The 21,633-nt window shown below is 73.2% G+C and carries 22 protein-coding genes; 13 read left to right on the top strand and 9 right to left on the bottom strand.

Annotated elements, in window-relative coordinates; translation table 11 throughout:
* Nucleotides 1–209 precede the first annotated feature (209 nt).
* Nucleotides 210–3,551: an error-prone DNA polymerase gene (locus ABEA81_RS03640; protein ID WP_345603219.1), complete on the top strand. Its 3,342-nt coding sequence runs from the start codon at nucleotides 210–212 to the stop codon at nucleotides 3,549–3,551.
* Here the strand turns inward: ABEA81_RS03640 and ABEA81_RS03635 are convergent.
* Nucleotides 3,517–3,717 (bottom strand): hypothetical protein, encoded by a 201-nt coding sequence (locus tag ABEA81_RS03635; protein WP_345603217.1) that lies wholly within the window; start codon nucleotides 3,715–3,717, stop codon nucleotides 3,517–3,519. The genes ABEA81_RS03640 and ABEA81_RS03635 overlap by 35 nt on opposite strands.
* A 59-nt stretch (nucleotides 3,718–3,776) precedes the next feature.
* Between ABEA81_RS03635 and ABEA81_RS03630 the strand changes: the two genes are divergently transcribed.
* The 6 genes from ABEA81_RS03630 to ABEA81_RS03605 all read left to right on the top strand — a co-directional run bounded on the left by ABEA81_RS03630 (nucleotide 3,777) and on the right by ABEA81_RS03605 (nucleotide 8,906).
* Complete coding sequence (locus tag ABEA81_RS03630) at nucleotides 3,777–4,703, top strand: phytanoyl-CoA dioxygenase family protein (RefSeq protein ID WP_345603215.1); 927 nt, start codon at nucleotides 3,777–3,779, stop codon at nucleotides 4,701–4,703.
* A gap of 370 nt (nucleotides 4,704–5,073) precedes the next feature.
* Nucleotides 5,074–5,679 carry a pentapeptide repeat-containing protein gene (locus ABEA81_RS03625; protein WP_345603214.1) on the top strand — a complete coding sequence of 202 codons (606 nt, stop codon included), beginning with the start codon at nucleotides 5,074–5,076 and terminating at the stop codon, nucleotides 5,677–5,679.
* Between the two features lie 142 nt (nucleotides 5,680–5,821).
* The gene (locus tag ABEA81_RS03620) at nucleotides 5,822–6,676 is read left to right on the top strand and encodes a bifunctional methylenetetrahydrofolate dehydrogenase/methenyltetrahydrofolate cyclohydrolase (RefSeq protein ID WP_345603213.1); all 855 of its coding nucleotides are present in this window, start codon (nucleotides 5,822–5,824) and stop codon (nucleotides 6,674–6,676) included.
* Nucleotides 6,677–6,710: 34 nt separating this feature from the next.
* Nucleotides 6,711–7,007: a DUF3017 domain-containing protein gene (locus ABEA81_RS03615; protein ID WP_425570433.1), complete on the top strand. Its 297-nt coding sequence runs from the start codon at nucleotides 6,711–6,713 to the stop codon at nucleotides 7,005–7,007.
* Nucleotides 7,004–7,585, top strand: a complete 582-nt coding sequence (locus ABEA81_RS03610) for a carboxymuconolactone decarboxylase family protein (RefSeq protein WP_345603212.1) — start codon at nucleotides 7,004–7,006, stop codon at nucleotides 7,583–7,585. The genes ABEA81_RS03615 and ABEA81_RS03610 overlap by 4 nt, the downstream gene beginning before the upstream one ends.
* A 7-nt stretch (nucleotides 7,586–7,592) precedes the next feature.
* The gene (locus ABEA81_RS03605; RefSeq protein ID WP_345603211.1) at nucleotides 7,593–8,906 is read left to right on the top strand and encodes a DUF2252 domain-containing protein; all 1,314 of its coding nucleotides are present in this window, start codon (nucleotides 7,593–7,595) and stop codon (nucleotides 8,904–8,906) included.
* A gap of 4 nt (nucleotides 8,907–8,910) precedes the next feature.
* Here the strand turns inward: ABEA81_RS03605 and ABEA81_RS03600 are convergent, their stop codons facing one another.
* The 3 genes from ABEA81_RS03600 to ABEA81_RS03590 are packed head-to-tail and all read right to left on the bottom strand — an operon-like array spanning nucleotide 8,911 to nucleotide 11,463.
* Nucleotides 8,911–9,888 (bottom strand): ABC transporter ATP-binding protein, encoded by a 978-nt coding sequence (locus ABEA81_RS03600; RefSeq protein WP_345603210.1) that lies wholly within the window; start codon nucleotides 9,886–9,888, stop codon nucleotides 8,911–8,913.
* Nucleotides 9,885–10,685: an ABC transporter permease gene (locus tag ABEA81_RS03595; protein WP_345603209.1), complete on the bottom strand. Its 801-nt coding sequence runs from the start codon at nucleotides 10,683–10,685 to the stop codon at nucleotides 9,885–9,887. Before ABEA81_RS03595 ends, ABEA81_RS03600 begins: the two co-directional genes overlap by 4 nt.
* Complete coding sequence (locus ABEA81_RS03590; RefSeq protein ID WP_345603208.1) at nucleotides 10,678–11,463, bottom strand: ABC transporter permease; 786 nt, start codon at nucleotides 11,461–11,463, stop codon at nucleotides 10,678–10,680. The genes ABEA81_RS03595 and ABEA81_RS03590 overlap by 8 nt, the downstream gene beginning before the upstream one ends.
* A gap of 277 nt (nucleotides 11,464–11,740) precedes the next feature.
* Between ABEA81_RS03590 and ABEA81_RS03585 the strand changes: the two genes are divergently transcribed.
* On the top strand, nucleotides 11,741–11,896 hold the full coding sequence (locus ABEA81_RS03585; protein WP_345603207.1) for a hypothetical protein: 156 nt from the start codon (nucleotides 11,741–11,743) through the stop codon (nucleotides 11,894–11,896).
* A 52-nt stretch (nucleotides 11,897–11,948) separates the two neighbouring features.
* On the opposite strand, the gene ABEA81_RS03580 is transcribed toward ABEA81_RS03585, so the two are convergent.
* Nucleotides 11,949–14,141 (bottom strand): NADP-dependent isocitrate dehydrogenase, encoded by a 2,193-nt coding sequence (locus ABEA81_RS03580; protein WP_345603206.1) that lies wholly within the window; start codon nucleotides 14,139–14,141, stop codon nucleotides 11,949–11,951.
* Nucleotides 14,142–14,280: 139 nt separating this feature from the next.
* On the opposite strand from ABEA81_RS03580, the gene ABEA81_RS03575 reads away from it, so the two are divergent.
* The 3 genes from ABEA81_RS03575 to ABEA81_RS03565 are packed head-to-tail and all read left to right on the top strand — an operon-like array spanning nucleotide 14,281 to nucleotide 16,418.
* Complete coding sequence (locus ABEA81_RS03575; protein WP_345603205.1) at nucleotides 14,281–14,625, top strand: SH3 domain-containing protein; 345 nt, start codon at nucleotides 14,281–14,283, stop codon at nucleotides 14,623–14,625.
* 38 nt (nucleotides 14,626–14,663) lie between these two features.
* The gene (locus ABEA81_RS03570; protein ID WP_345603204.1) at nucleotides 14,664–15,896 is read left to right on the top strand and encodes a serine/threonine-protein kinase; all 1,233 of its coding nucleotides are present in this window, start codon (nucleotides 14,664–14,666) and stop codon (nucleotides 15,894–15,896) included.
* Between the two features lie 33 nt (nucleotides 15,897–15,929).
* A complete protein-coding gene (locus tag ABEA81_RS03565; RefSeq protein ID WP_425570431.1) occupies nucleotides 15,930–16,418 on the top strand; it encodes a YbaK/EbsC family protein in 489 nt (162 codons plus the stop codon).
* A 43-nt stretch (nucleotides 16,419–16,461) separates the two neighbouring features.
* Here the strand turns inward: ABEA81_RS03565 and ABEA81_RS03560 are convergent, their stop codons facing one another.
* Together ABEA81_RS03560 and ABEA81_RS03555 are read right to left on the bottom strand one after the other, a co-directional pair.
* Nucleotides 16,462–17,439: an EamA family transporter gene (locus ABEA81_RS03560; protein ID WP_345603202.1), complete on the bottom strand. Its 978-nt coding sequence runs from the start codon at nucleotides 17,437–17,439 to the stop codon at nucleotides 16,462–16,464.
* Complete coding sequence (locus ABEA81_RS03555; RefSeq protein ID WP_345603200.1) at nucleotides 17,439–18,065, bottom strand: TetR/AcrR family transcriptional regulator; 627 nt, start codon at nucleotides 18,063–18,065, stop codon at nucleotides 17,439–17,441. Before ABEA81_RS03555 ends, ABEA81_RS03560 begins: the two co-directional genes overlap by 1 nt.
* Nucleotides 18,066–18,214: 149 nt before the next feature.
* Between ABEA81_RS03555 and ABEA81_RS03550 the strand changes: the two genes are divergently transcribed.
* Nucleotides 18,215–18,790, top strand: coding sequence for a GNAT family N-acetyltransferase (locus ABEA81_RS03550; protein ID WP_345603198.1), 576 nt, complete (start codon nucleotides 18,215–18,217; stop codon nucleotides 18,788–18,790).
* 20 nt (nucleotides 18,791–18,810) lie between these two features.
* On the opposite strand, the gene ABEA81_RS03545 is transcribed toward ABEA81_RS03550, so the two are convergent.
* A complete protein-coding gene (locus tag ABEA81_RS03545; protein WP_345603197.1) occupies nucleotides 18,811–19,407 on the bottom strand; it encodes a dihydrofolate reductase family protein in 597 nt (198 codons plus the stop codon).
* A gap of 156 nt (nucleotides 19,408–19,563) precedes the next feature.
* On the opposite strand from ABEA81_RS03545, the gene ABEA81_RS03540 reads away from it, so the two are divergent.
* Entirely contained in the window at nucleotides 19,564–20,616 is a 1,053-nt protein-coding gene (locus ABEA81_RS03540) for an iron-siderophore ABC transporter substrate-binding protein (protein ID WP_345603195.1), read from the top strand.
* Nucleotides 20,617–20,717: 101 nt separating this feature from the next.
* On the opposite strand, the gene ABEA81_RS03535 is transcribed toward ABEA81_RS03540, so the two are convergent.
* A complete protein-coding gene (locus ABEA81_RS03535; RefSeq protein ID WP_345603194.1) occupies nucleotides 20,718–21,578 on the bottom strand; it encodes a CE1 family esterase in 861 nt (286 codons plus the stop codon).
* Nucleotides 21,579–21,633 lie beyond the last annotated feature (55 nt).

The following is a 21,633-nucleotide window of genomic DNA, read 5'->3' as shown; positions in this document are numbered from 1 at the left end:
CGGCCGGCCTCGTCGTGGTCGATGACGGTGACCGGCCGGGCGGCTCGGGGGTCGTCACGCCCGTCGTCGCCGCTGCGGCGCAAGGTAGTGGACAAGGCTCGGCGGAGCACCGGGATTTCCGCCGTGACCGGGGTGCCACGCACCGTGGTGTGACCGATTCGCCTGGTCGGGCGGTTGATATGATCTCGAACAACTGTTCGACTACGGATGTGGGCTGGAACAACCCGGACGTCCCGTGGCACGAGCTGGAGGCCGCGCTGTCGGGGCGTGCCTGGAACGGCGGGAGTCTGTCCGGCGGCCCGGAGGCCGACGGCGGCGACAGCCCGGCGTGGTCGCGCAAGCGGGAGCCCTACGTCGCCCCGCCGGTCGGCGAGCCGGGTGCGCGCGTGCCGTACGCCGAGCTGCACTGCCACTCCAACTTCAGCTTCCTCGACGGCGCGAGCCACCCCGAGGAGCTGGTGGAGGAGGCGGCGCGGCTGGGGCTGGACGCGATCGCGCTCACCGACCACGACGGCGTGTACGGGGTGGTCCGGTTCGCCGAGGCGGCCGCCGAGCTGGGTGTCCGCACGGTCTTCGGCACCGAGCTCTCCATGGGCCTCACCGCCCCGCAGAACGGGGTGGCCGACCCGGAGGGCAACCACCTGCTGCTGCTCGCCCGCGGGCCGGAGGGCTACCGCGCGCTCTGCCGCACGATCAGCACCGCCCAGCTGCGCGGGCAGGAGAAGGGGCGGCCGATCTACGACGCCGACGAGGTGGTGGCCGACACCGCGGGCCAGGTCCTGGTGCTCACCGGCTGCCGCAAGGGCAGCGTGCAGCAGGCGTTGCGCGCAGGCGGGCGCGACGCGGCGGGCAAGGAGCTGCGCCGGCTCGTCGAGCGGTTCGGGGCCGACCACGTGGCCGTCGAGCTCACCCACGCCGCGCTGCCCACCGACACCGAGCTGAACGACGTGCTCGCCGAGCTCGCCCTCGACGCCGGGCTGCCCACGGTGGCCACCACCGCGGCCCACTACGCCACTCCGCGCCGGTTCCCGCTGGCCACGGCGCTGGCCGCGGTGCGGGCGCGGCGCAGCCTCGACGAGGTCGACGGTTGGCTCCCGCCGGCAGGCACCGCCCACCTGCGCTCCGGCGCGGAGATGGCGGCCCGGTTCGACACCCGCTACCCGGGCGCGGTCGCGCGGGCCGCGGAGATCGGCACCGCGTGCGCGTTCCCGATCCGCCTCGTCGCGCCGGACCTGCCCCCGTTCGACGTCCCGCCGGAGCACGACGAGGCGAGCTGGCTGTGGGAGCTGATCCAGCGCGGGATGATGCTCCGCTACGGCAGCCACGCCGAGCACCCGGAGGCCGTCGAGACGATCAGGCACGAGTTCGAGATCATCGAGCAGAAGAACTTCCCCGGCTACTTCCTGATCGTCCACGACATCGTCGAGTTCTGCCGCAAGGCCGACATCCTCTGCCAGGGCCGCGGCTCGGCCGCCAACTCGGCCGTCTGCTACGCGCTGGGCATCACCAACGTCGACGCGGTCGCGATGGGGCTGCTCTTCGAGCGCTTCCTCTCCCCGGCGCGCGAGGGCTACCCGGACATCGACCTCGACATCGAGTCCGGCCGCCGGGAGGAGGTCATCCAGTACGTCTACGCCAAGTACGGGCGCGGGTGCGCCGCCCAGGTCGCCAACGTGATCACCTACCGGCCGCGCTCGGCCGTCCGCGACATGGCGAAGGCGTTCGGGTTCTCGCCGGGCCAGCAGGACGCGTGGAGCAAGCAGATCGAACGGTGGGGCGGCCCGGTCGCCGATGTGCCCGTCGAGATCCCCGACCAGGTGGTCGGGTTGGCCAACGAGCTGCTCGGCTTCCCGCGCCACCTCGGCATCCACTCCGGCGGCATGGTCATCTGCGACCGGCCGGTGTCGGAGGTCGTGCCCGTCGAGTGGGCGCGCATGCCCGGCCGCACCGTCGTGCAGTGGGACAAGGACGACTGCGCGTACGCGGGGCTGGTCAAGTTCGACCTGCTCGGGCTCGGCATGCTCACCGCCCTGCACCTGATGCTCGACCTGGTCGAGGAGCACCACGGCAAGAAGATCCAGCTGCACGAGCTGCAACCCACCGACCCGGACGTCTTCGCGATGCTCGCGCGCGCCGACTCGGTCGGGGTGTTCCAGGTGGAGTCGCGGGCGCAGATGGCCACGCTCCCCCGGCTGAAGCCGGAGGTGTTCTACGACCTGGTCGTGGAGGTGGCGCTGATCCGGCCCGGCCCCATCCAGGGCGGCTCGGTGCACCCCTACATCCGCCGGCGCAACGGCCTGGAGGAGTGGGACTACGACCACCCCCTGCTCAAGGGGGCGCTGCAGAAGACGTACGGCGTGCCGCTGTTCCAGGAGCAGCTCATGCAGATCGCCGTGGACGTCGCCGGCTTCTCCGCAGGCGACGCCGACGAGCTGCGCCGCGCGATGGGCGCCAAGCGCTCCGAGGAGAAGATGGAGCGGCTGCGCGACCGCTTCTTCGCCGGTATGGCCACCAACGGCATCACCGGCGAGGTGGCCGAGGGGATCTTCCGCAAGATGGTCGCGTTCGCCAACTTCGGCTTCCCGGAGAGCCACGCGATCAGCTTCGCGTCGCTCGTCTACTACAGCGCCTGGTTCAAGCTCTACTACCCGGCTGCGTTCTGCGCCGCGCTGCTCAACGCGCAGCCGATGGGCTTCTACTCGCCGCAGTCACTGGTGGCCGACGCGCGTCGGCACGGCGTGCTCACCCGCGGCGCCGACGTCAACCTCGGCCGGGCCGAGGCGATCCTGCAGCCCGACCCGCTCTCCACCGGCGGGCAGGCCATCCGGCTCGGCCTGGCCGAGGTGCGCGGCATCGGGATCGAGCTGGCCGAGCAGATCGACGCCGAGCGCGACCGGCACGGGCCGTACCGCGACCTCGCCGATCTCGCCCGCCGTGTGCGGCTCACCGTGCCGCAGGCCGAGGCGCTGGCCACCGCGGGCGCGTTCGGCAGCTTCGGGATCGACCGGCGCTCGGCGCTGTGGGCGGCCGGGGTGGTCGCGGCCGTGCGGCCCGAGCAGCTGCCCGGCACGGAGGTCGGGCTGGAGGCGCCCGCCCTGCCCGGGCTCACCGACGTCGAGCTCACCGCGGCCGACGTCTGGGCCACCGGCGTCTCGCCCGGCACCCACCCCATGCAGCACCTGCGCGAACGGCTCGACGCCCTCGGCGCCCACCGGATCGACGCCCTCGACGCGATCGGCGGCGCCGTCCCACCCGGCGACCCGGAGCACGCCATGCCGCGGGTGCTGGTCGGCGGGCTCGTCACCCACCGGCAGCGGCCCGCCACGGCCCGCGGCGTCACGTTCCTCAACCTCGAGGACGAGAGCGGCATGCTCAACGTCACCTGCTCGGAGGGGTTGTGGGCGCGCTACCGCACGGTGGCGCTCAGCAGCTCCGCCCTGCTCGTGCGCGGGCGGCTGGAACGCAGTCCCGAGGGCGTGCTCAACCTGGTGGCAGACCGGCTGCAGAAGCTGGCGCTCACGGTGCCGGTGAAGTCGCGGGACTTCCGCTGATCAACGCCGGGGCCAGCTCCCGCCATTCACGCGTCGGCAGCGCGGCCGGGCCGGAGGTCAGCACCTGGATGCAGACGTGATCCGCTCCGGCGTCGAAGTGCTCCTGCACCGCCAACTCGACGATGCCGATCAGCCGGACCGGCTTCTCGCTCGTACTCGGCGCCATCAATCACGGCTGACGAGAAACCGAGTGTGCTCCGCGACCCGGGGCGGGACGATCCGCTCATGCAGCTCGCCGACGCGATGCAGGCCTGGCACACGGACGGGTTCGCCGTCGTGCCCGGATACCTGTCCGCAGACGACCTGGCGCCCACGCTCGACGAGCTGACCCTGTGCTTCCCGACCGCCGCCGGCTTCCACGAGGGCTCGGATCCCCGGCGTCAGCGATTCCTCGACGACGAGTTCGACGGCATCGACACGTTCCCGTTCGCCAGCTCGCAGCTGAGCCTTCTGGCGGTCCATCCCCGGATCATCGACCTGGTCGATTCGCTTCTCGGGAGCGAGACCCGCCTGTACTCGGCTGAGGCGTGGGCGAAGTACACCGGGGCCGCCGACTACGACCAGCGGCTGCATCGCGACTTCCTCAACCACACGCTTCTCGTGCCGGCCGGGCTCGAGCAGGTCGAACTCTTCGTCTACCTCGTCGACGTCCCCGACGACCTCGGGCCGCCGCACCTCGTCCCGCGTGCCCACACAGGAGGCCTACCGCCGCTGCCGAACTGGTACCCGCGGGTCGGTACCGGCCAGAGTGGTGACCGCTTCGTCGCGAGCACCGGCCGTCCCGACTTGTACGACGTCGGGGTGTCCGCCGCCGGCCCCGCCGGCACGGTGGTGGTCTTCACGCCGGACACCCTGCACCGCGGCACGGCTTTGACCCGACCGGCCGGCGCGCGCTACACCATGCACCTGAGTTTCCGCGTCGCTGCGGCGGAGTGGGCGCAGCGGCAGGGCTGGGCCGACCGCAGCCACGACCCGTCCTGGTATCAGTTCGTCGAGCAGGCCACGCCACGTCAGCTGGCGCTGTTCGGCTTCCCACCGCCGGGGCACGCGTTCTGGACGCCCGAGACGCTGGCAGGAACGGCGCTTCGCTATCCGGGCCTGGACCTCACGCCGTGGACGAGCCGAGATCGCGACTGCGAAGTGCGGTATTGATCAATCAGGCCGGAGGTCTCCGCGAGCGCGGTGAGGTCCTGCTGATGTGCGACGGCGCCGCCGGCTCGCGCGGTTCGCTCCCTGTGCGTGCGGTAGTCGACGTCGGCCTGCTCCCGGAGCTCGTTCAGCTTGCCGCGCTCCCGTCGTCGCGACCCACGCGGCGAGTTCGCCGAGCGCACCGATGGGCGAGTTGGGAAGTGCCCGACTCGATCGCGTCTCTCGACGCCTGTGTCGCCCCGCCCTTGCACGCCCGCCACCCCGCCACCGGTTTGGTGCCGGCCCTGCCGCACCACCGCGCCTCGCTCGGTGTGGCAGCTCGCCGAGGCGGCCGGCGGCGTGGGCCCGGCGTGACCCGTGGGAGGGTGCCAATGTGGATCAGGTGGACGACGGCGAATACATCGATCTCGACCTGTCGGAGGTGCGCGCTGGGGACGAGCCGTGGCGGCGGCGGCGGTTCGTGCGCTGCAGCTTCGTGGACGGGGACCTGCGCGGGCTGGTCACCGAGTCCTGCACGTTCGACGAATGCGACTTCACGGGGGCCGACATCGGCGCGTCCACGCACCGGGGCGGAGCGTTCCGCAGCTGCCGGGTCGTCCGGGCCACGCTCGGCGGGTCGACGTTCCGTGGCTGCTCGTTGCTGGGCACGTCCCTGATCGACTGCCGCCTGCGCCCGATCACCTTCACCGAGTGCGACCTGACGCTCGCCGCCCTCGGCTACGCCGACCTGCGTGAGACGGACCTGTCGGGGCTGCGGATGCGGGAGGTGAACCTGGTGGAAGCAGACCTCCGTGGCGCTGACCTGCAGAAGGCCGACCTCAGCGGGGCCCGCCTGCTGCGCGCCCGCCTGGACGGCGCCGACCTACGGGGGGCCCGGATCGACCCGAACGGCCTGGTCCAGGCGGGGCTGGACGGTGCCTCCGTGGACGTCGAGCAGGCGATCGCCTTCGCGGAGGCCCACGGTCTCCGCGTGGGCTGACACATCGACTTCTGCGCTGGCACATCGACTCGAGTCGGTGTGCCAGCAACACAACCGCTGTGTCAGCACCAGGACAGTTGTCGGTCGCGCCTCGGCGCACCGGCCGATGGACCTCGCTCGCTCAACTGGGAGGATGGGCGTCGTGACGGCGACGGTGATGGACGGCAAGGCCACGTTGCAGGAGCTGCTCGGCGAGCTGGCGGGGCGGGTCGAGAAGCTGCAGGCGAGCGGCGTGACACCGGGGTTGGGCACGCTCCTCGTCGGCGACGACCCGGGGTCCCACTCCTACGTGCGGGGCAAGCACCGCGACTGCGCCAAGGTCGGGATCACCTCGATCCAGCGGGAGCTGCCGGCCGACGCCTCCCAGGCCGACGTCGAGCGGGCCGTCGACGAGCTGAACGCCGACCCGGCCTGCACCGGGTTCATCGTGCAGCTGCCGCTGCCGAGGGGTCTGGACGCGGGCGCTGCGCTGGGGCGGATCGACCCGATGAAGGACGCCGACGGTCTCGCGCCAGTGAGCCTCGGGCGACTGGTGCTCGGCGAGCCGGGCCCGCTGCCGTGCACGCCGCGCGGGATCGTCGAGCTCTGCCGGCGCTACGGGGTGGAGCTGAACGGCGCCCGCGTCACGGTGGTCGGCCGCGGCGTCACGGTCGGGCGCCCGCTCGGGCTGCTGCTCACCCGCCGCTCCGAGAACGCCACCGTGACGCTGTGCCACACGGGCACGAAGGACCTCGCGGCGGAGGTGCGTCGCGCCGACGTCGTGGTGGCCGCCGCCGGCGTGCAGGGGCTGATCACCGCTGACATGGTGCGCCCGGGGGCCACCGTCCTCGACGTCGGCGTCACGCGCACCGAGGCCGGGCTGGTCGGGGACGTCGCGCCCGAGGTGGCCGAGGTGGCCGGACTGCTGGCCCCGATGCCGGGCGGGGTCGGGCCGATGACGCGGGCGATGCTGCTGACGAACGTGGTCGAGGCGGCCGAACGGAGCTTGTCGGAGTGAGCATCAATGCCGAGCGGGCGGTCGGCGAGCGGCGATGAACGAGCTCCGCTCCCGCCTCCCGGTGCACGCGCCGATGACGTTCGTCCTGCTCATCGCGGGGGCGGGCATGGTCAGGACGCTCACCCAGCACTGGCGGGAGGGCGCGGTGTTGCTCGGCGGCGCGCTGCTCGTTGCGGCGGTGCTGCGGCTGCTGCTGCCGACGGACCGGGTCGGGCTGCTCGCGATCCGCAGCCGCCCGATCGACGTGCTCTGCTACGCGGGCCTCGGCACGGTGATCGCCGTGCTGGCCATGACGATCACCGCGAGCTTGTTGAACGGCGGGTCGGCGTGACCGAGCGCCGGCTCCGCCCGCTGCGCCCCGACGAGCTCGACCCCGATCAGCGTGCCGTGTACGACGCGCTCGCCGACCCGCCCGGCCGGGTGGCCCTGGGTCGCGGCGGGAGCCTGCAAGGTCCGTTCGACGCGATGCTGCGCGCCCCTCGGTCCGGCGCGGCCCTGCAGTCCGTGGGCGCGGCGCTGCGCTACCGCGGCGTCCTGTCCGAGCGGGTCCGCGAGCTCGCGACGCTCCAGGTGGCGGCGCACCACCGGTCGCAGTTCGAGTGGTACGCCCACGCCCCGATGGCGGCCGCGGCCGGGCTGCCGGCGGTTCTCGTCGAGGCCGTACGCAGCGGCGGTCCCGTCGAGCCCGACGACCCGGCCGAGCGGGCCGCCGCCGCGGTGGTCGCGCAGCTGCTCGCCACCGGCGACGTCGACGACGACGCGTGGGCGGGCGCCGTCGGCTCACTCGGTGAGGCGGGCGCTGTGGAGCTCACCACGCTGGTCGGCTACTACTCGCTCCTCGCGATGCAGATGCGGGTGCTGCGCGTGCCGCTCCCGGACGGCGCCCCCGCCGTCGAGTTCCCGGCATGATCGGGGGATGACCGACCGCTCGGATCGGATCGTCGACACACTGGTCGCGGCGTTCTCCGACCTCATGACCGCCGATCCGGCCGCGTTCCGGACCAAGTTCCGGAAGATGGCCGCCGACCCGTTCGCGTTCTACCGTGGCAGCGCCTGCCTGTTCTACGCCGACGTCGCGGAGCGCGACGACCCGTGGGCCGACGAGCGGACGAGCCGCGTCTGGATCCAGGGCGATCTGCACGCGGAGAACTTCGGCACCTACATGGACGGCGACGGGGTGCTGATCTTCGACGTCAACGACTTCGACGAGGCGTACGTCGGGCACTTCACGTGGGACGTCACCCGGTTCGCGGCCAGCATGGCGCTGCTGGGCTGGCGCAAGGCGATCTCGGACGCCGACATCTCCCGCCTCGTCGAACGGTACGTGCGGGCCTACCTCGACCAGGTGCGGTGGTTCGTCGACCAGACCGACGACCGCAGCTTCTCGCTGCGGCTCGCCACCACCGAGGGCGCCGTCCACCAGGTGCTGCAGCTGGCGAAGCTGCGCACGCGGGTCGGGCTGCTCGACGCCATCACCGAGCCGGAGGGCTTCGACCGGGTGCTGCGGAACGTGCCGGGCCTGCGCAGGCTCGAGGAGGCCGAGCGGGCGGCGGTGACGGCCGCGTTCGAGCGCTACCTGGACACGATCCCGGCGGCCAAGCGGCTGCGCGGGGTCGCGTACACGGTGAAGGACGTGGCGGGCCGCTCCGGGTTCGGCATCGGCAGCGCCGGGCTTCCCGCCTACACCGTGCTCATCGAGGGGTACAACCAGGCGCTGGACAACGACGTGGTGCTGTCGATGAAGCAGGGCAACGTCGCCGCGCCCTCCCGGGTGGTGACCGACCCGGCGATCGCGAGCGCGTTCCGCCACCACGGCCACCGCACCGCCGTGTCGCAGCGGGCGCTGCAGGCGCACGCCGACCCGCTGCTGGGCTGGACCGATCTCGACGGCGTCGGGTTCGTGGTGAGCGAGGTGTCGCCGTACGAGGCCGACCTGGACTGGTCGGAGCTCACCGAACCGGCCGAGATCGCGCCGGTGGTGGACTACCTCGGCCGGGCCACGGCGAAGGTGCACTGCGTGGCCGACTCCGACGCCGACCACTCCCTCGTGCCGTTCCAGACCGAGGGGGCGATCGCCCAGGTCGTGGCGGGTCGGGACGACGAGTTCGTGGCGTGGGTGGTGGAGTTCGCCCACGGGTACGCGGCGCAGGTGCGGAAGGACCACGCCCGCTTCGTCGACGCGTTCCGGCATGGCCGCATCCCGGGTGTGGCCGCCTCGGTGGCCTCGTGAACGGTCAGCCGCGGGCGTAGAGAGTTCGCACCAGATCCTCGATCGACGGTTCGACGACGGTCACGTCGCGCAGCTCCACCCGCGCCGCGACCGCGGCGATCAGCGCGGCGGCGGTGGTATCGGCCGGGGCGAACGCGAGCCGCTGGCGCAGGCCGTCGGCCTCGACGCGGACGTCGCGGACGCCGGGGAGGTCGTGCAGCGGGGCGGCCGGCTGAGTCAGCTCGACCACGACCTCACGCGCACCCCCGGAGCGGGCGTGCAGCGCATCGATGGCGTCGTCGGCCACCACCCGGCCCTGATCGATCACGACGACGCGCCGGCAGAGCCGTTCGACGTCGGGCAGGTCGTGCGTGGTGAGCAGGATCGTCATGCCGTCGACGACGTTGACCTCCTGCAGGAACGCGCGCAGCCGCTCCTTGCTCACCAGGTCGAGCCCGACGGTCGGCTCGTCGAGCACCAGCAGCCGAGGGCCGTGCAGCAGGGCCGCGGTCAGCTCGCCGCGCATCCGCTGGCCGAGCGACAGCTGCCGGACGGGCACGTCGAGGAACGGGCCGAGCTCGAGCACGTCGACGCACCGTTCGAGCCGCGCGCGGTGCTCCGGTTCGGGCACGCGGTGGATCGCCCCGAGCAGCCCGAAGCTGTCGCGCAGCGGCAGGTCCCACCACAGCTGGCTGCGCTGCCCGAACACGACACCGAGCCTGCGGGCCAACTCGCGGCGCTGCCGGGTGGGATCCAGGTCGCACACCCGCAGCCGCCCCGCGGACGGGACGAGGATGCCGGTCAGCATCTTGATCGTCGTCGACTTGCCGGCGCCGTTCGGGCCGAGGAAGCCCACGGCCTCGCCCGGCGTGATGCGCAGGTCGACGTCGCTCACCGCGACGACGCGGCGTCGCGCGCGACGGCGGCCGACGGTGAACTCCCGACGCAGGCCCTCCGTCTCGACGACTGCGGTCTCGGCGGCGCTGGTCTCGGCGGCGCTCATGATCCGGCTCCCTGGTAGTGGCGGACGGCGGTGTGCCAGACGAGCGCCGCGACGAGCACGGCGGCGACGGCGACGAGCGGGGCGGCGTAGCGCAGGACGTGCGGCAGGCCGAGCGGGTCGGGCCGGTCGAGCAGCGCGAGGGCGGGGAAGTAGGCGACGAACGCGCCGGGTACGGCGTAGCAGAGCAGGCGGCGCAGCCACGGTCCGAAAATGCTGATCGGATAGGCGGTGGTGAGGGTCGAGCCGTAGGTGAACGCGTTGGCCAGCTCGCGGCCCTCGATGACCCAGAACGACACCGAGCAGGTGACCACCCAGATGGCGCCGATGATCGTGGCGCCCACCAGCGGCGTGCCGATGATGAGCAGAGCGTTGAGGGGGGTGGGCTCCACCCGGCCCGCTGCCAGGACCGCCGCGAGCACGACCGCGCCGACGGCCGAGCGGCCGAGCCGCCGCAGCTGCAGGTCACTCGTCACGAGCTGGGGCAGCACGCCGAGCGGCCGGGCGAGCAGCACGTCCAGCTCGCCGGTGCGGATCCAGCGCGGCAGCTCGTCGAGCTGGCCGACGGCGAGGTCGGCGAGCCCGAACGAGATCCCGGCGAGCGCGTAGATCAGCAGCACCTCGTCGCGGGCGAACCCGCCGAGCGAGTCGACCTGCGCGAACACGACGAGGATCACGGCGAGCTCGTTGGCCTGACCCAACGCCTGGCCGAGCGAGTCGAGAGCGAACGAGACGGGATAGGCGAGCTGGCCGCGCACCCGCGAACCGAGGATCCGCGCGTGGACCCGCAGGTCATCCACCCTGCACCACCAGCTTCCTCGTCGCCCGCGCGAGGACGAGCCTCCCGGCGGCGATCAGCAGCACCGCCCACAGCGCCTGGTGGGCGAGCAGCGCGGCCGTCGCACCGCGCTCGCTGAACACGTCGATCGGTGTCTGCAGCATCGCCGGGAACGGGGTGGTGTACAGCGCGATCCGGACGGGATCGGGGAAGTAGGCGATCGGGACCGTCAGCCCGCACAGCATCCCGGTCGACGCGGCGTAGACGGTGACGACGCCCCGGTTGTCGATCAGCCAGAACGCGGTCAGGTCGAGCAGGAAACGGATCGCGAAGCTGATCACCACCGCGAGCACGGTGGACAGCGAGAAGACCAGCACCGTCCACGGGCTCTGCGGCCAGCGGAACGGCAACGCGAGCGCGCCGAACAGCACCGGCGGCGCGAACCGGATCAGCATGGCGTGCGCGGCGCGGCCGAGGTCCTGCGCGAGCAGCGCCGGCTGGAGGTTCCACGGCCGGGCGAGGTCGATGGCGATGTCGCCCGACCGCACGCGAAGGGCGAGCTCCCGGTCCGGCCAGAGCGTGACGACCGCGAGCAGCCCCTGACCCAGCCACACGAACGTGCTGGTGTCGGCCGCGTCGTAGCCCGCCGCGCGGCCGGTCTGCTCGACGACGGCGAGCAGCACGGCGACCCGCAGGAGCCCGAACACGGTGTTCGTGAACAGGCCGGCGAGGCTCGCCGCGAGGTAGATGGAGTGGCGCCGGAAGCCCGCCCTGACCAGGTGGAGGTAGGGCCGGAGCACGTCTGTCCACGTTACGACCGCACGCAACCGATTTTCCGCATCGGCTGCTACCAGTGATCCATGAGCATCCTCGTCGCCGGCCGGGATGCGGAACGGGCAGAACGCCGTGCGAGGGCCACGGGATCGGCCGGTGCGCGCCGCGTGGACGTCGCGGACGTGGCGGGGTTCGAGCGCCTGCTCGTCGACGACCGCACCTCCGCCGTGGTGCTCTGCGTCGAGCCGCCCGACACGCGTCAAGGAGCAGGGCGTCTACGCGGCGACGCTCACGATCGGCGGCTTGATCGAGCGCGGCGACATCCACCGCGCGATGGTGGAGCAGGGTACGTCCCTGCCCACGCTCGACCCGGACGAGATCGCCGACCGAGTGTGGCGGATGGACGTGCCCCGCGACGAGGCGGAGGCGGTGTTCGACGCTCTCACCCCGGCGGCCTGAACCGCCCTCGTGAGTGGATACGAGTGCTCCGGCACTCGTATCCACTCACGGGTCAGAAGTCCGCGAGCGCCGCGTTGAACGTCGCGCTGGGCCGCATTACCTCGTCGGCCTTGGCCTTGTCGACGAAGTAGTAGCCGCCGAGCTCCACCGGGCTGCCCTGCACGCCGTTCAGCTCGCCGACGATCTCCTCCTCGGCCCCGGCGAGCCGCTCCGCCAGCGGCGCGAAGATCGCGGCCAGCTCGGCGTCCTCGGTCTGCTCGGCGAGCGCGCGCGCCCAGTAGAGGGCGAGGTAGAAGTGGCTGCCCCGGTTGTCGAGCTCGCCCGCCCGCCGGGACGGGGACTTCCCGTTCTCCAGCAGCGCGCCCGTGGCGTCGTCGAGGGCCTTGCCGAGCACCCTCGCGCGCGCGTTGTCGGTCTTGTCCCCGAGGAACTCGAGCGAGACGGCCAGTGCGAGGAACTCGCCGAGCGAGTCCCACCGCAGGTGGTTCTCCCGCACGAGCTGCTGGACGTGCTTGGGGGCCGAGCCGCCCGCGCCGGTCTCGAACAGCCCGCCGCCGTTCATCAGCGGCACGATCGAGAGCATCTTGGCACTGGTGCCGAGCTCGAGGATCGGGAAGAGGTCGGTGAGGTAGTCGCGCAGGACGTTGCCGGTGACGGAGATGGTGTCCTCGCCCCGCTTGGCGCGCTCCAGCGTGTACCGCGTGGCCTCGGCGACCGGCAGGATCTCGATGGTCAGGCCCTCGGTGTCCTCCTCGGCGAGGTAGGTGCGCACCTTCTCGATCACCTGGGCGTCGTGCCCGCGCGTCTCGTCGAGCCAGAACACGGCGGGCCAGCCGGTGGCGCGGGCGCGGGAGACGGCCAGCTGAACCCAGTTGCGGATCGGGGCGTCCTTGGTCTGGCAGGCGCGCCAGACGTCGCCGGCCGCGACCTCGTGCTCGAGGAGCGCCGTGCCGGCACCGTCCACCACGCGGACGGTGCCCGGCGCGCTGATCTCGAAGGTCTTGTCGTGGCTGCCGTACTCCTCGGCCTTCTGCGCCATCAGCCCGACGTTCGGCACGGTGCCCATCGTCGTCGGGTCGAACGCGCCGTTCTCCCGGCAGAAGGCGACGGTCTCGGCGTAGAGCGCCGCGTAGGACGAGTCCGGGATCACGAACTTCGTGTCCTGCAGCTCGCCCTTCGCGTTCCACATCTGCCCGGACGAGCGGATCGCCGCGGGCATCGAGGCGTCGATGATGACGTCGCTCGGGACGTGCAGGTTGGTGATGCCGCGGTCGGAGTCGACCATCGCGAGGCCGGGGCCGCTGTCGTAGGTGGCGGTGATCGCCTCCTCGATCCTCTCCCGCTTCTCGGCGGGCAGCTTCTCGAGGGCGGTGAGGATGCTCGCGAGGCCGTCGTCCGGGTCGGCACCGACGCTCGCGAGGTCGTCGCCGTACTGCGCGAAGACGTCGGCGAAGTAGGTCTGCACGGCGTGCCCGAACAGGACCGGGTCGGAGACCTTCATCATCGTGGCCTTGAGGTGCACCGAGAACAGCACGCCCTTGGCCTTGGCGTCGGCGACCTGCTCGGCGAGGAACGCGCGCAGCGCCTCGGCGCGCATCACCGCCGCGTCGACGATCTCGCCCGCCTGCACCGGCACCGACGGCTTGAGCACGGTGACGGTGCCGTCGGCGGCCACGTGCTCGATCCGCAGCTCGCCGGCCTCGGCCACGGTGACCGAGCGCTCGGAGTGCCGGAAGTCGCCGTCCGACATCGTGGTGACGTGGGAGGTGGAGCCGGCCGACCACGCGCCCATCGAGTGCGGGTGCTTCTTCGCGTAGTTCTTCACCGACGCGGGCGCCCTGCGGTCGGAGTTGCCCTCGCGCAGCACCGGGTTCACCGCGCTGCCCTTCACCGCGTCGTACGCCGCGCGCGCGGCCCGCTCATCGTCGGTGCTCGCGTCGTCGGGGAAGTCCGGCACGGCGTACCCGGCGGCCTGCAGCTCCTTGATCGCGGCCTTGAGCTGCGGGATCGAGGCGCTGATGTTCGGCAGCTTGATGATGTTGGCGGCCGGGGTCTTCGCGAGCTCGCCGAGCTCGGCGAGCGAGTCGGGGGCGAGGTCGAACGCGGCGAGGATGCGTCCGGCCAGCGAGATGTCGCGGGTCTCGACCTCGACGCCCGCCTTGCCGGCGTACGCCTCGATGATCGGCAGGAACGAATGCGTGGCCAGCGCGGGCGCTTCGTCGGTGTAGGTGTAGATGACCTTCATCTTCTGCTTCGGCCTGCCTCGGGACGGGTGTTTTGACGTGAACACGCTATCCCGAACCGCGAGCGGACCGCGCCATGAGGCGCGGCAGGCCACCTGCCCGCTACCGTGGGTTCGCACACCATCTCGGGGAGGCACGGCCGTGGCCAGGATCACCGTTCCCAAGCTGGAGGCCTCCAGCTTCAAGGGGTGGACGTTCGTACTGATCGCGGGGGTCGTGCTGGCGCTGCTCGCGATCATCGACCGGGGCGGCCTGAACGCGATCACGGTCGCCGACGGCTCCACCGGGTGCCAGCTCGAGGTGACCACCGACCAGCTGAACGTCCGCAACGGGCCGAGCCAGGGCGCCGCGCTCGTCGAGACGCTGCCCCGGGGCGCGCACGTCGACGGCACCCGGGTCGTCACCGACGGCTTCCGGCAGCTGGAAGAAGGTCGGTGGGCGGCCGACCAGTTCCTGGTCCCGCTGCCGGGCACGAACTGCGCCTGAGTGGCCACCGTGGTCCGTCCGCCGGCCGGTGACGGCGCATGACCGGCTTCAGCCCCACCCGCATGATCGGCGGCCGGTACGTCGTGCTGGGGGACATCGACGGCACGGTCCGGCGCGCCTCCGACCGGGTGACCGGGCTCCAGGTCGCCGTCGAGGAGCTGCGGCTGCCGCATGACCCCGGCGAGCGCACGCTCGCGCGGGAGCAGCTGCTGCGGGTGGCGAGGGCCGCGGGCCGGCTGGACCATCCCGGGTTCGTCACGATCCACGACGTGGTGACCGACGGCGACGCCGACCACATCGTCACCGAGCTCGTGGACGCGCCCACGCTCGCCGAGCGGGTGGCGGCCGACGGCCCGCTCGACGAACGCGAGGCGACCGCGATGACGCGGCAGCTGGCCTCGGCGCTGCAGGCGGCCCACGGCGCGGGGATCGTGCACGGTGACATCAGCCCGCACACGGTGCGGCTCGGCCCGGACGGGAAGGTGCGGCTGGCCGGCGTCGGCAAGGCCGTCGACCCGCAGCGCGCCGCCCGCGACCCCGGTTTCCTGGCGCCGGAGCTGCGCGACGGCGGGCAGCCCACCCCGGAGTCCGACCTCTGGGCGTTCGGTGCCGCGCTGCACGTTGCGGTGCTCGCCCGCCCGCCCACCGACGGCGCCGTCCCGGTGTTCGGGGGCGGCGCGCTGGGGAGCGTGCTCGCGGGGCTGTTGCAGCGGGTGCCGCGGGACCGGCCCTCGGCCCGTCAGGTGGTCGGCGCGCTCGACGACGCACACCGGCTCGCGCGCGCGAGCCGCCGCCGCGGGCGCCGCTGGTGGTGGGCGGTGGCGGGCGCGGCCCTCGGCCTGCTGCTGGGGCTGGCCGCCGGGTTCGTGCTCGCCACACCGCGCGTCGAGGCGCTCACCTACGGCCCGGACGGCGACGTGCGGCTCGACGGGCCGGTCGCGGGTGCGTGCCTCGCCGCCGCACCGGCCACCGGAGTCGTGCTCGACGCGGTCGACTGCGCGGGTCCGCACGGGGCCGAGGTCGTCGCCACCCTCGACCCGTTCGGCGGGAGGGACGTGCCGTACCCCGGCCAGGAGGCCTTCTCGCGGTTCGCGGCGGGAGCGTGCACGCCGGTGTTCGACGCCGTGGTGGAGCCGTCCGGGCTGGAGCTCGTGGCGCTCGTCCCGGCCAGGGCCGGGTTCGCCACCGGCCAGCGCGAGGTGCACTGCGTGGTCCGGGCCACCGACGGGAGTGCGCTCGACGGCGGCCGCGTCGCCGGGAAACGCGGATGACAGGCAGCGCCGGTGCCGTGGTCTGATGCGGGGGTGAGCACCGCGACCCACCGCAACATCGACCTCGTGGTCGCCGCCCTCACCGCGGGCGGCGCCGATCCCTCCAGGGTGGCCCGGATGCGGGTGCTGCCCGATGCCGTCACCACCGCCGCGGCCGCGGCGGCGGCACTCGGCGTCGAGGTGGGGCAGATCGCGAACTCGCTGGTCTTCGACGCCGACGGCGAGCCGCTGCTCGTACTGACCTCCGGCGCCCACCGGGTGGACACCGCCAAGGTCGCTCAGCTGATCGGCGTGCAGCGGGTGCGGCGGGCGTCGCCGGACTTCGTGCGCGCCGCCACCGGTCAGACGATCGGCGGGGTGGCGCCGGTCGGGCACCCGCGGCCGCTGCGCACGCTCGTGGACCGGGCACTCGAGGCGTACGACGAGGTGTGGGCGGCCGGTGGTGTCGCGCACGCGGTATTTCCCAGCACGTGCTCCGAGCTTGTGAAGGTCACCGGCGGGGAGCTGGCGGACGTGGCCTGACGTCGGCCGAGGCCGGCCGCTCCGGTCGTGCTCCCCGGATCCGTCACCCCGTGGCCACCAGGACGCCGCCGGCCAGTACCGCGGCGACGCCGACCGCCTGCACCGCGCGAAGCCGCTCCCCGAGCGCCGCGACGGCGATCAGGACCGTCACGACCGGGTCGAGTGAGCCCAGCGGACCGACGACCGCGAGCGGTCCGATCCCGACCGCAACCACCAGCGCCAGGTCGCCCACGACGTCGACCAGTCCGACCGCGCCGGCCGCCAGCAGGAGCTGCGGGCGCGGCGCGAGGCAGGCGCGGGTGTGCCCGGCCGCGGCGAGCAGGGTCACCAACAGCGCTCCGGCCTGCACCGTGAGGGCGACGGCGAGCGTCGGGCCCGCGGAGCCGCGCCCTCCGGCGGCGGTGGTCGCCAGGTCGAGCAGGACGAAGAACCCACCGAACCCGGCAGCGGCCAGCACCGCGGGGACCGCCGAGGACCGCGTCGAGCTCGTGCCGTGCTCCGGCACGCACCGGTCGTCGGCCGGAGCCGGGTGGGTCCGGCCGGGGCTGGAACGGATCAGCCGGCGGTGCGGCCGGTCGGCAGGCTCGGGCGAGCCGCTGGCGTCCGGGCCGTCGCCGCTGCCGGTCGCGGCGACGACGAGCACGCCGGCGATGACCGACCCCACCCCGAGGATGGCCGGCCAGGCCAGCGGCTCCCCGCCGAGCAGCCCGGCCACCACCGGGACCACCACGCCGGAGCCGGCCACCGGGGCGACGACGGCGGTCCGGCCCCGCTGCAGGGCGGTGTAGAACAGCAGCAGCGCGACGGCGGCGAGCGCGCCCGCGGCGAGGCCCCAGCCGACGACCGGCCAGCTCAGCGCCGGGCGCACGACCAGTGCAGCCAGCCCGAGCAGTGCCAGTCCCGTGAGCTGCGACCACAGTGCCACCGACGCCGTCGAGTGGCGACGCACCGCCGAGCCGCTGAGGACGTCGCTGAGCCCGTACGCCACGCTGGCGACCACCGCCAGCACCACACCGAGCATCACCTGCTGCGCCCGTCTGGCCGACCGTCCTGCTCGGCCAGCGCGGTGGCCTCGAACGTCGCGAGTGCGAGGCGGAGCGGCGCGATGTCGCCGGTGGCGCCGGCGAGCAGGACCCCGCCCTGGTACGCGGCGAGCAGTCCGGCGGCCGCGTGTTCCGGGTCGAGGCCGGCGGCGAGCTCCCCGCGGTCCCGGACGCGGCGCAGGGCGTCGGCCAGAGCGGACCGCCAGCGCCCGAAGCCGTCGGCGAGCGCGGTCCGGGCTGCGTCGTCGTGCTCGCCGAGCTCGTGGACCAGGGATCCGATCGGGCAGCGCGCTCGGTCATCGGTCGCGTGCCATTGCTCCGCCGCGGCGCACCAGGCCCGGACGTCGGCCGCGGTGGACATGGACTCCAGCAGCGGCTGCTGGGCGTCGAGCAGGTGCTGGACCTGCTGGGTGACGACCGCGGTGACGAGGTCGGACTTGCCGGCGAAGTACAGGTAGAGCTGCCCGCGCCCGGTGCCCGATCGGCTACCCACCTGGTCCAGGGTCGTCGCTCGGATGCCCTGCCGGGCGAACAGGTCGCAGGCGGCGTCGAGGACCCGCTGCACGGTCGCCCGGCCCTTGGCCGTGCTCGGTTCGGTGCGCATCCGGTGCCCCAGTTTGTACTATGCGATACATTCAGCTTTGTACTGCAGAGTACATTCGAGGTGCGGTCAGGTCCACCGAACTGGGAAGTCCGGTCATCTGGGGCCGCGCGGCGTTTGACCGGTCGCCCGTTCCCCGGTTGGCTCTGCCGATGGCGTTCGTCACCCACCCCGTCACGCCGGATCGCGTGGACGACTTCGTCGCGGTGGCGAACCCCAACCGGCGGGCGAGCCACTGCTGGTGCCTGTCGCACCGCCTCACCTCCCGAGAGGTCTCCGAGCTCGGGAACGGGAGCCGCGAGTCGGCGTTCCGCGCGCTCTGCGGCCGGGAGAACCCGCCCGGGGTGATCGGGTACGACGACGGAGAGTCGGTCGGCTGGTGCAGCATCGGCCCACGCTCGGAGAACACCCGGCTCAGCCGGTCCCGGCTGATCCGGCCGCTCGACGGCGTACCGGTGTGGAGCATCATCTGCCTCGTCATCCGGGGCGGCCACCGCAGGCGCGGCTACACGACGCCGTTGATCGAGGGTGCGGTCGGGTACGCCGCGTCGCGTGGCGCGCCTGCGGTCGAGAGCTATCCGGTGGACCCCGGGTCTGGGCGGATCGACCTCACGATGGCCTTCGTCGGCACGCGTGCGATGTTCGAGAAGGCCGGCTTCACGGTGGTCGGGACCACCGGTGCGACGGCCAGCAAGCTGCCGCGCATCGTCATGCGTCGCATGATCTGAGCCAACCCGTGACCGACCGGTCAGTGCCTGACCGCGTAGTGCAGGTGCAGCACGCGGTCGCCCTGGACCACCTGGTCGGGATCGTCGAGGAGCACGGTGCCGGTGTGGCTGCCGAAGAAGCGCACCCCCTCGCCCAGAACCACCGGGACGACGTCCATCGCGACCTCGTCGACCAGCCCCGCCGAGAACGCCTGCCCCCCGAGGTCGCCCGCGGTCACGTCGACGAGGCCGTCGCCTGCGAGCTCCTTGGCGAGCGCGATGCCGGCCTCGACGGAGTCGGCGGTGTGGAACGGTGCGTCCGGGTGGGCGGCGAGCCACTCCTGCGGCAACGGCCGGTGGGTGACGACGACCAGCTCGTCCCCCGCGGCAGGCTTGCCGTCCCAGCCGTTGGTGGTGTCGAACAGGTGGCGGCCGATCACCGTCACCTTGATCGCGTCCCAGATGGGCTGGAGGTGGTCGGCCGACGGCCGCGAGACGCGGAACGTCCAATCGCTCGCCGTGGCGCACAGCTCGGTGTCGCCGTTGAAGTACCAGTCGAACAGCGGCCCGACCGAGTCATCGGGGTAGGCGATGTAGCCGTCCACCGACACGACGGCCTGCATGACAACCCTTGCCATCTCCACCCCTCAGCCAGAAGTCGCTCGCCGCACGATCGAGACGCTAGGCCGGGGCCGGCCGCCGCTCTTGTACGAAACGCAATGGCGGCGTGACGTGGCGCTGTGAGGGGAGGCTAGCCTCGGGCGCCCCTCGCGCCGAAGATCTCAGGAGGCACCGTGCCCGCCGCGTCCCGTCCCGCTGGTCACGTCAGCCGCCGCCGGCTGCTCACGGGGGCCGGAGCGTTCGGTGCGATGGGCCTCCTGGCCGCCTGCGGGGGAGGCGCCACCGAGCCGCCGGTGCAGGCGGCGGGCCCGGCCGCGTCGGGCGCGTTCCCGCTCACCGTCGAGCACAGCATGGGCGCCACCGAGATCACGGGTGCCCCACAGCGCGTCGTCACGGTCGGCTTCAGCGACCAGGACCCGGTGCTGGCGATGGGGGTCCGCCCGGTGGGCGTCACGGACTGGTACGGGGACCAGCCGTACGCGACGTGGCCGTGGGCGCAGGACGAGCTCGGTGCCGCGCGGCCCGCGGTGCTGAACCGGGGCGCGTTCACCGGCACCCCCGACTACCGGTACGAGGAGATCGCCGCGCTCTCCCCGGACCTGATCATCGGGCTCTACACGTCGATGGACGACACGCAGTACCGGACGCTCTCGCGGATCGCCCCCACCATCGCGCCGCCCGCGGGCTATCCCGAGTGGGGCGCGCCGTGGGACGAGTACACGCGCCTCGCCGGCCGCGCGTTCGGCGTCCCGGACCGGGCCGAGCAGCTGATCACCGGCGTCGACGTGCAGCTCGAGGCGGCCGCCGCGGCGAACCCGTGGTTCGAGGGCCGCACCGCCGTGGTCGCGGAGCGGCAGGAGGACGGCCAGACCTTCGTCCGCTCGCCGAACGACCAGCGCTCGCAGGTGGTGGCGGCGCTCGGCTTCACGATCCCGCCCGAGATCGGCGAGCTCGCGGGCGACGAGGACGGCGCGACGATCAGCGACGAGCAGATGGCCCTGCTCGATCGCGACGTCCTGCTGTGGAACACCGGGTTCGCCGCCCCACAGGCGCGCCGGGACATCGAGCGGGCTCCCCTGTACTCGCGGCTGGACGTGGTGAAGGCCGGCCGGTCGGTGTTCGTCGACGACCCGCTGGTCTCCGCCGCGTGGACGTGGGGCACGGTGCTCAGCCTCCCGACGGTGATCGACGCGCTGGTCGCGCAGATCTCGGCCGTCCTGAGTTAGGTGAATGCGCCACACAACAACTTCGGCGCCGGCACACCAACTGCAGTTGGTGTGCCAGCGCCACGGTTGCTGTGTGAGCGGCCGGCCGACGCCGGTCGCAATCACGGGCCCGCCAGGCGCGACCACAGGAAGCCCGTGGCGTCCAGCGGGGTGTCCGTGGTGCCCGCGTCTGGGCCTGCGCCCGGCCACGCGTGCCCGCCGCCGTCGATGACGTCGCGCACCACGGGGCGGCCGGAGGAGCACGTCCACGTGCCGACCGCGGCCGGCGGGTCGTCGGCGAGCGCGGGAGCGGGGGAGCACCCGTCCCCGGCCAGGAACGGGGCGAGCGAACCGGCCACGGTCGGGTACTGCGCCCCGCCTGCTCCCGCGCCGCCGCCGAACGGGACGCGGTCGTCCTCCGTGCCGTGGACCGCCACCACGGCGACCGGGCCCGGCGCCGCGCAGGGCACGAGCACCGCGCCCGCCACGGGGCCGATGCCGGCGAGGTCACCCGGACGGCTGCAGGCCCAGGCGTAGGCGAGGATCGCTCCGTTCGAGAAGCCGACGGCGTAGACACGGCGCGGGTCGGTGCCGTCCTCCTCGGCGATCCGGCCCGACAACGCGGCGAGGTAGCCGACGTCGTCGACGCCGCGGGTGCGGGCCCGTCCGCAGCAGCCGCCGCCGTTCCACGTGCCGTCGAGCCCGTCGGGGTAGGCGACGACGAACCCCTCCCGGTCGGCGAGGCCGTCCCAGCCGAGGTCGGCCTCCACCTGGGCGCCCGAGCCGCCCGCGCCGTGCAGGACGACCACGAGCGGCGCGCCCGCCGGGGCGCCCTGTGGGTGGTGGACGTGCGCGGTGCGGTCGCCGGCGGCGGTGGAGACGACGACGGTCCGGTCGGCCGTATCCGCGCCGCCCTGCGCCGGCGCGCACGCCACCAACGCGAGCAGGCAGGCGAGCCCACCGGCGAACTGCCTCCCCAGCACGGCGCCATGATGCCGGGGACCTCGTCGTATTCCCGTGTTGTGCTGTGATCTGTAG

Source organism: Pseudonocardia adelaidensis (assembly GCF_039543345.1).
Taxonomy (GTDB): Bacteria; Actinomycetota; Actinomycetes; order Mycobacteriales; family Pseudonocardiaceae; genus Pseudonocardia; species Pseudonocardia adelaidensis.
This window is presented reverse-complemented; position numbering and strand designations above follow the sequence as displayed.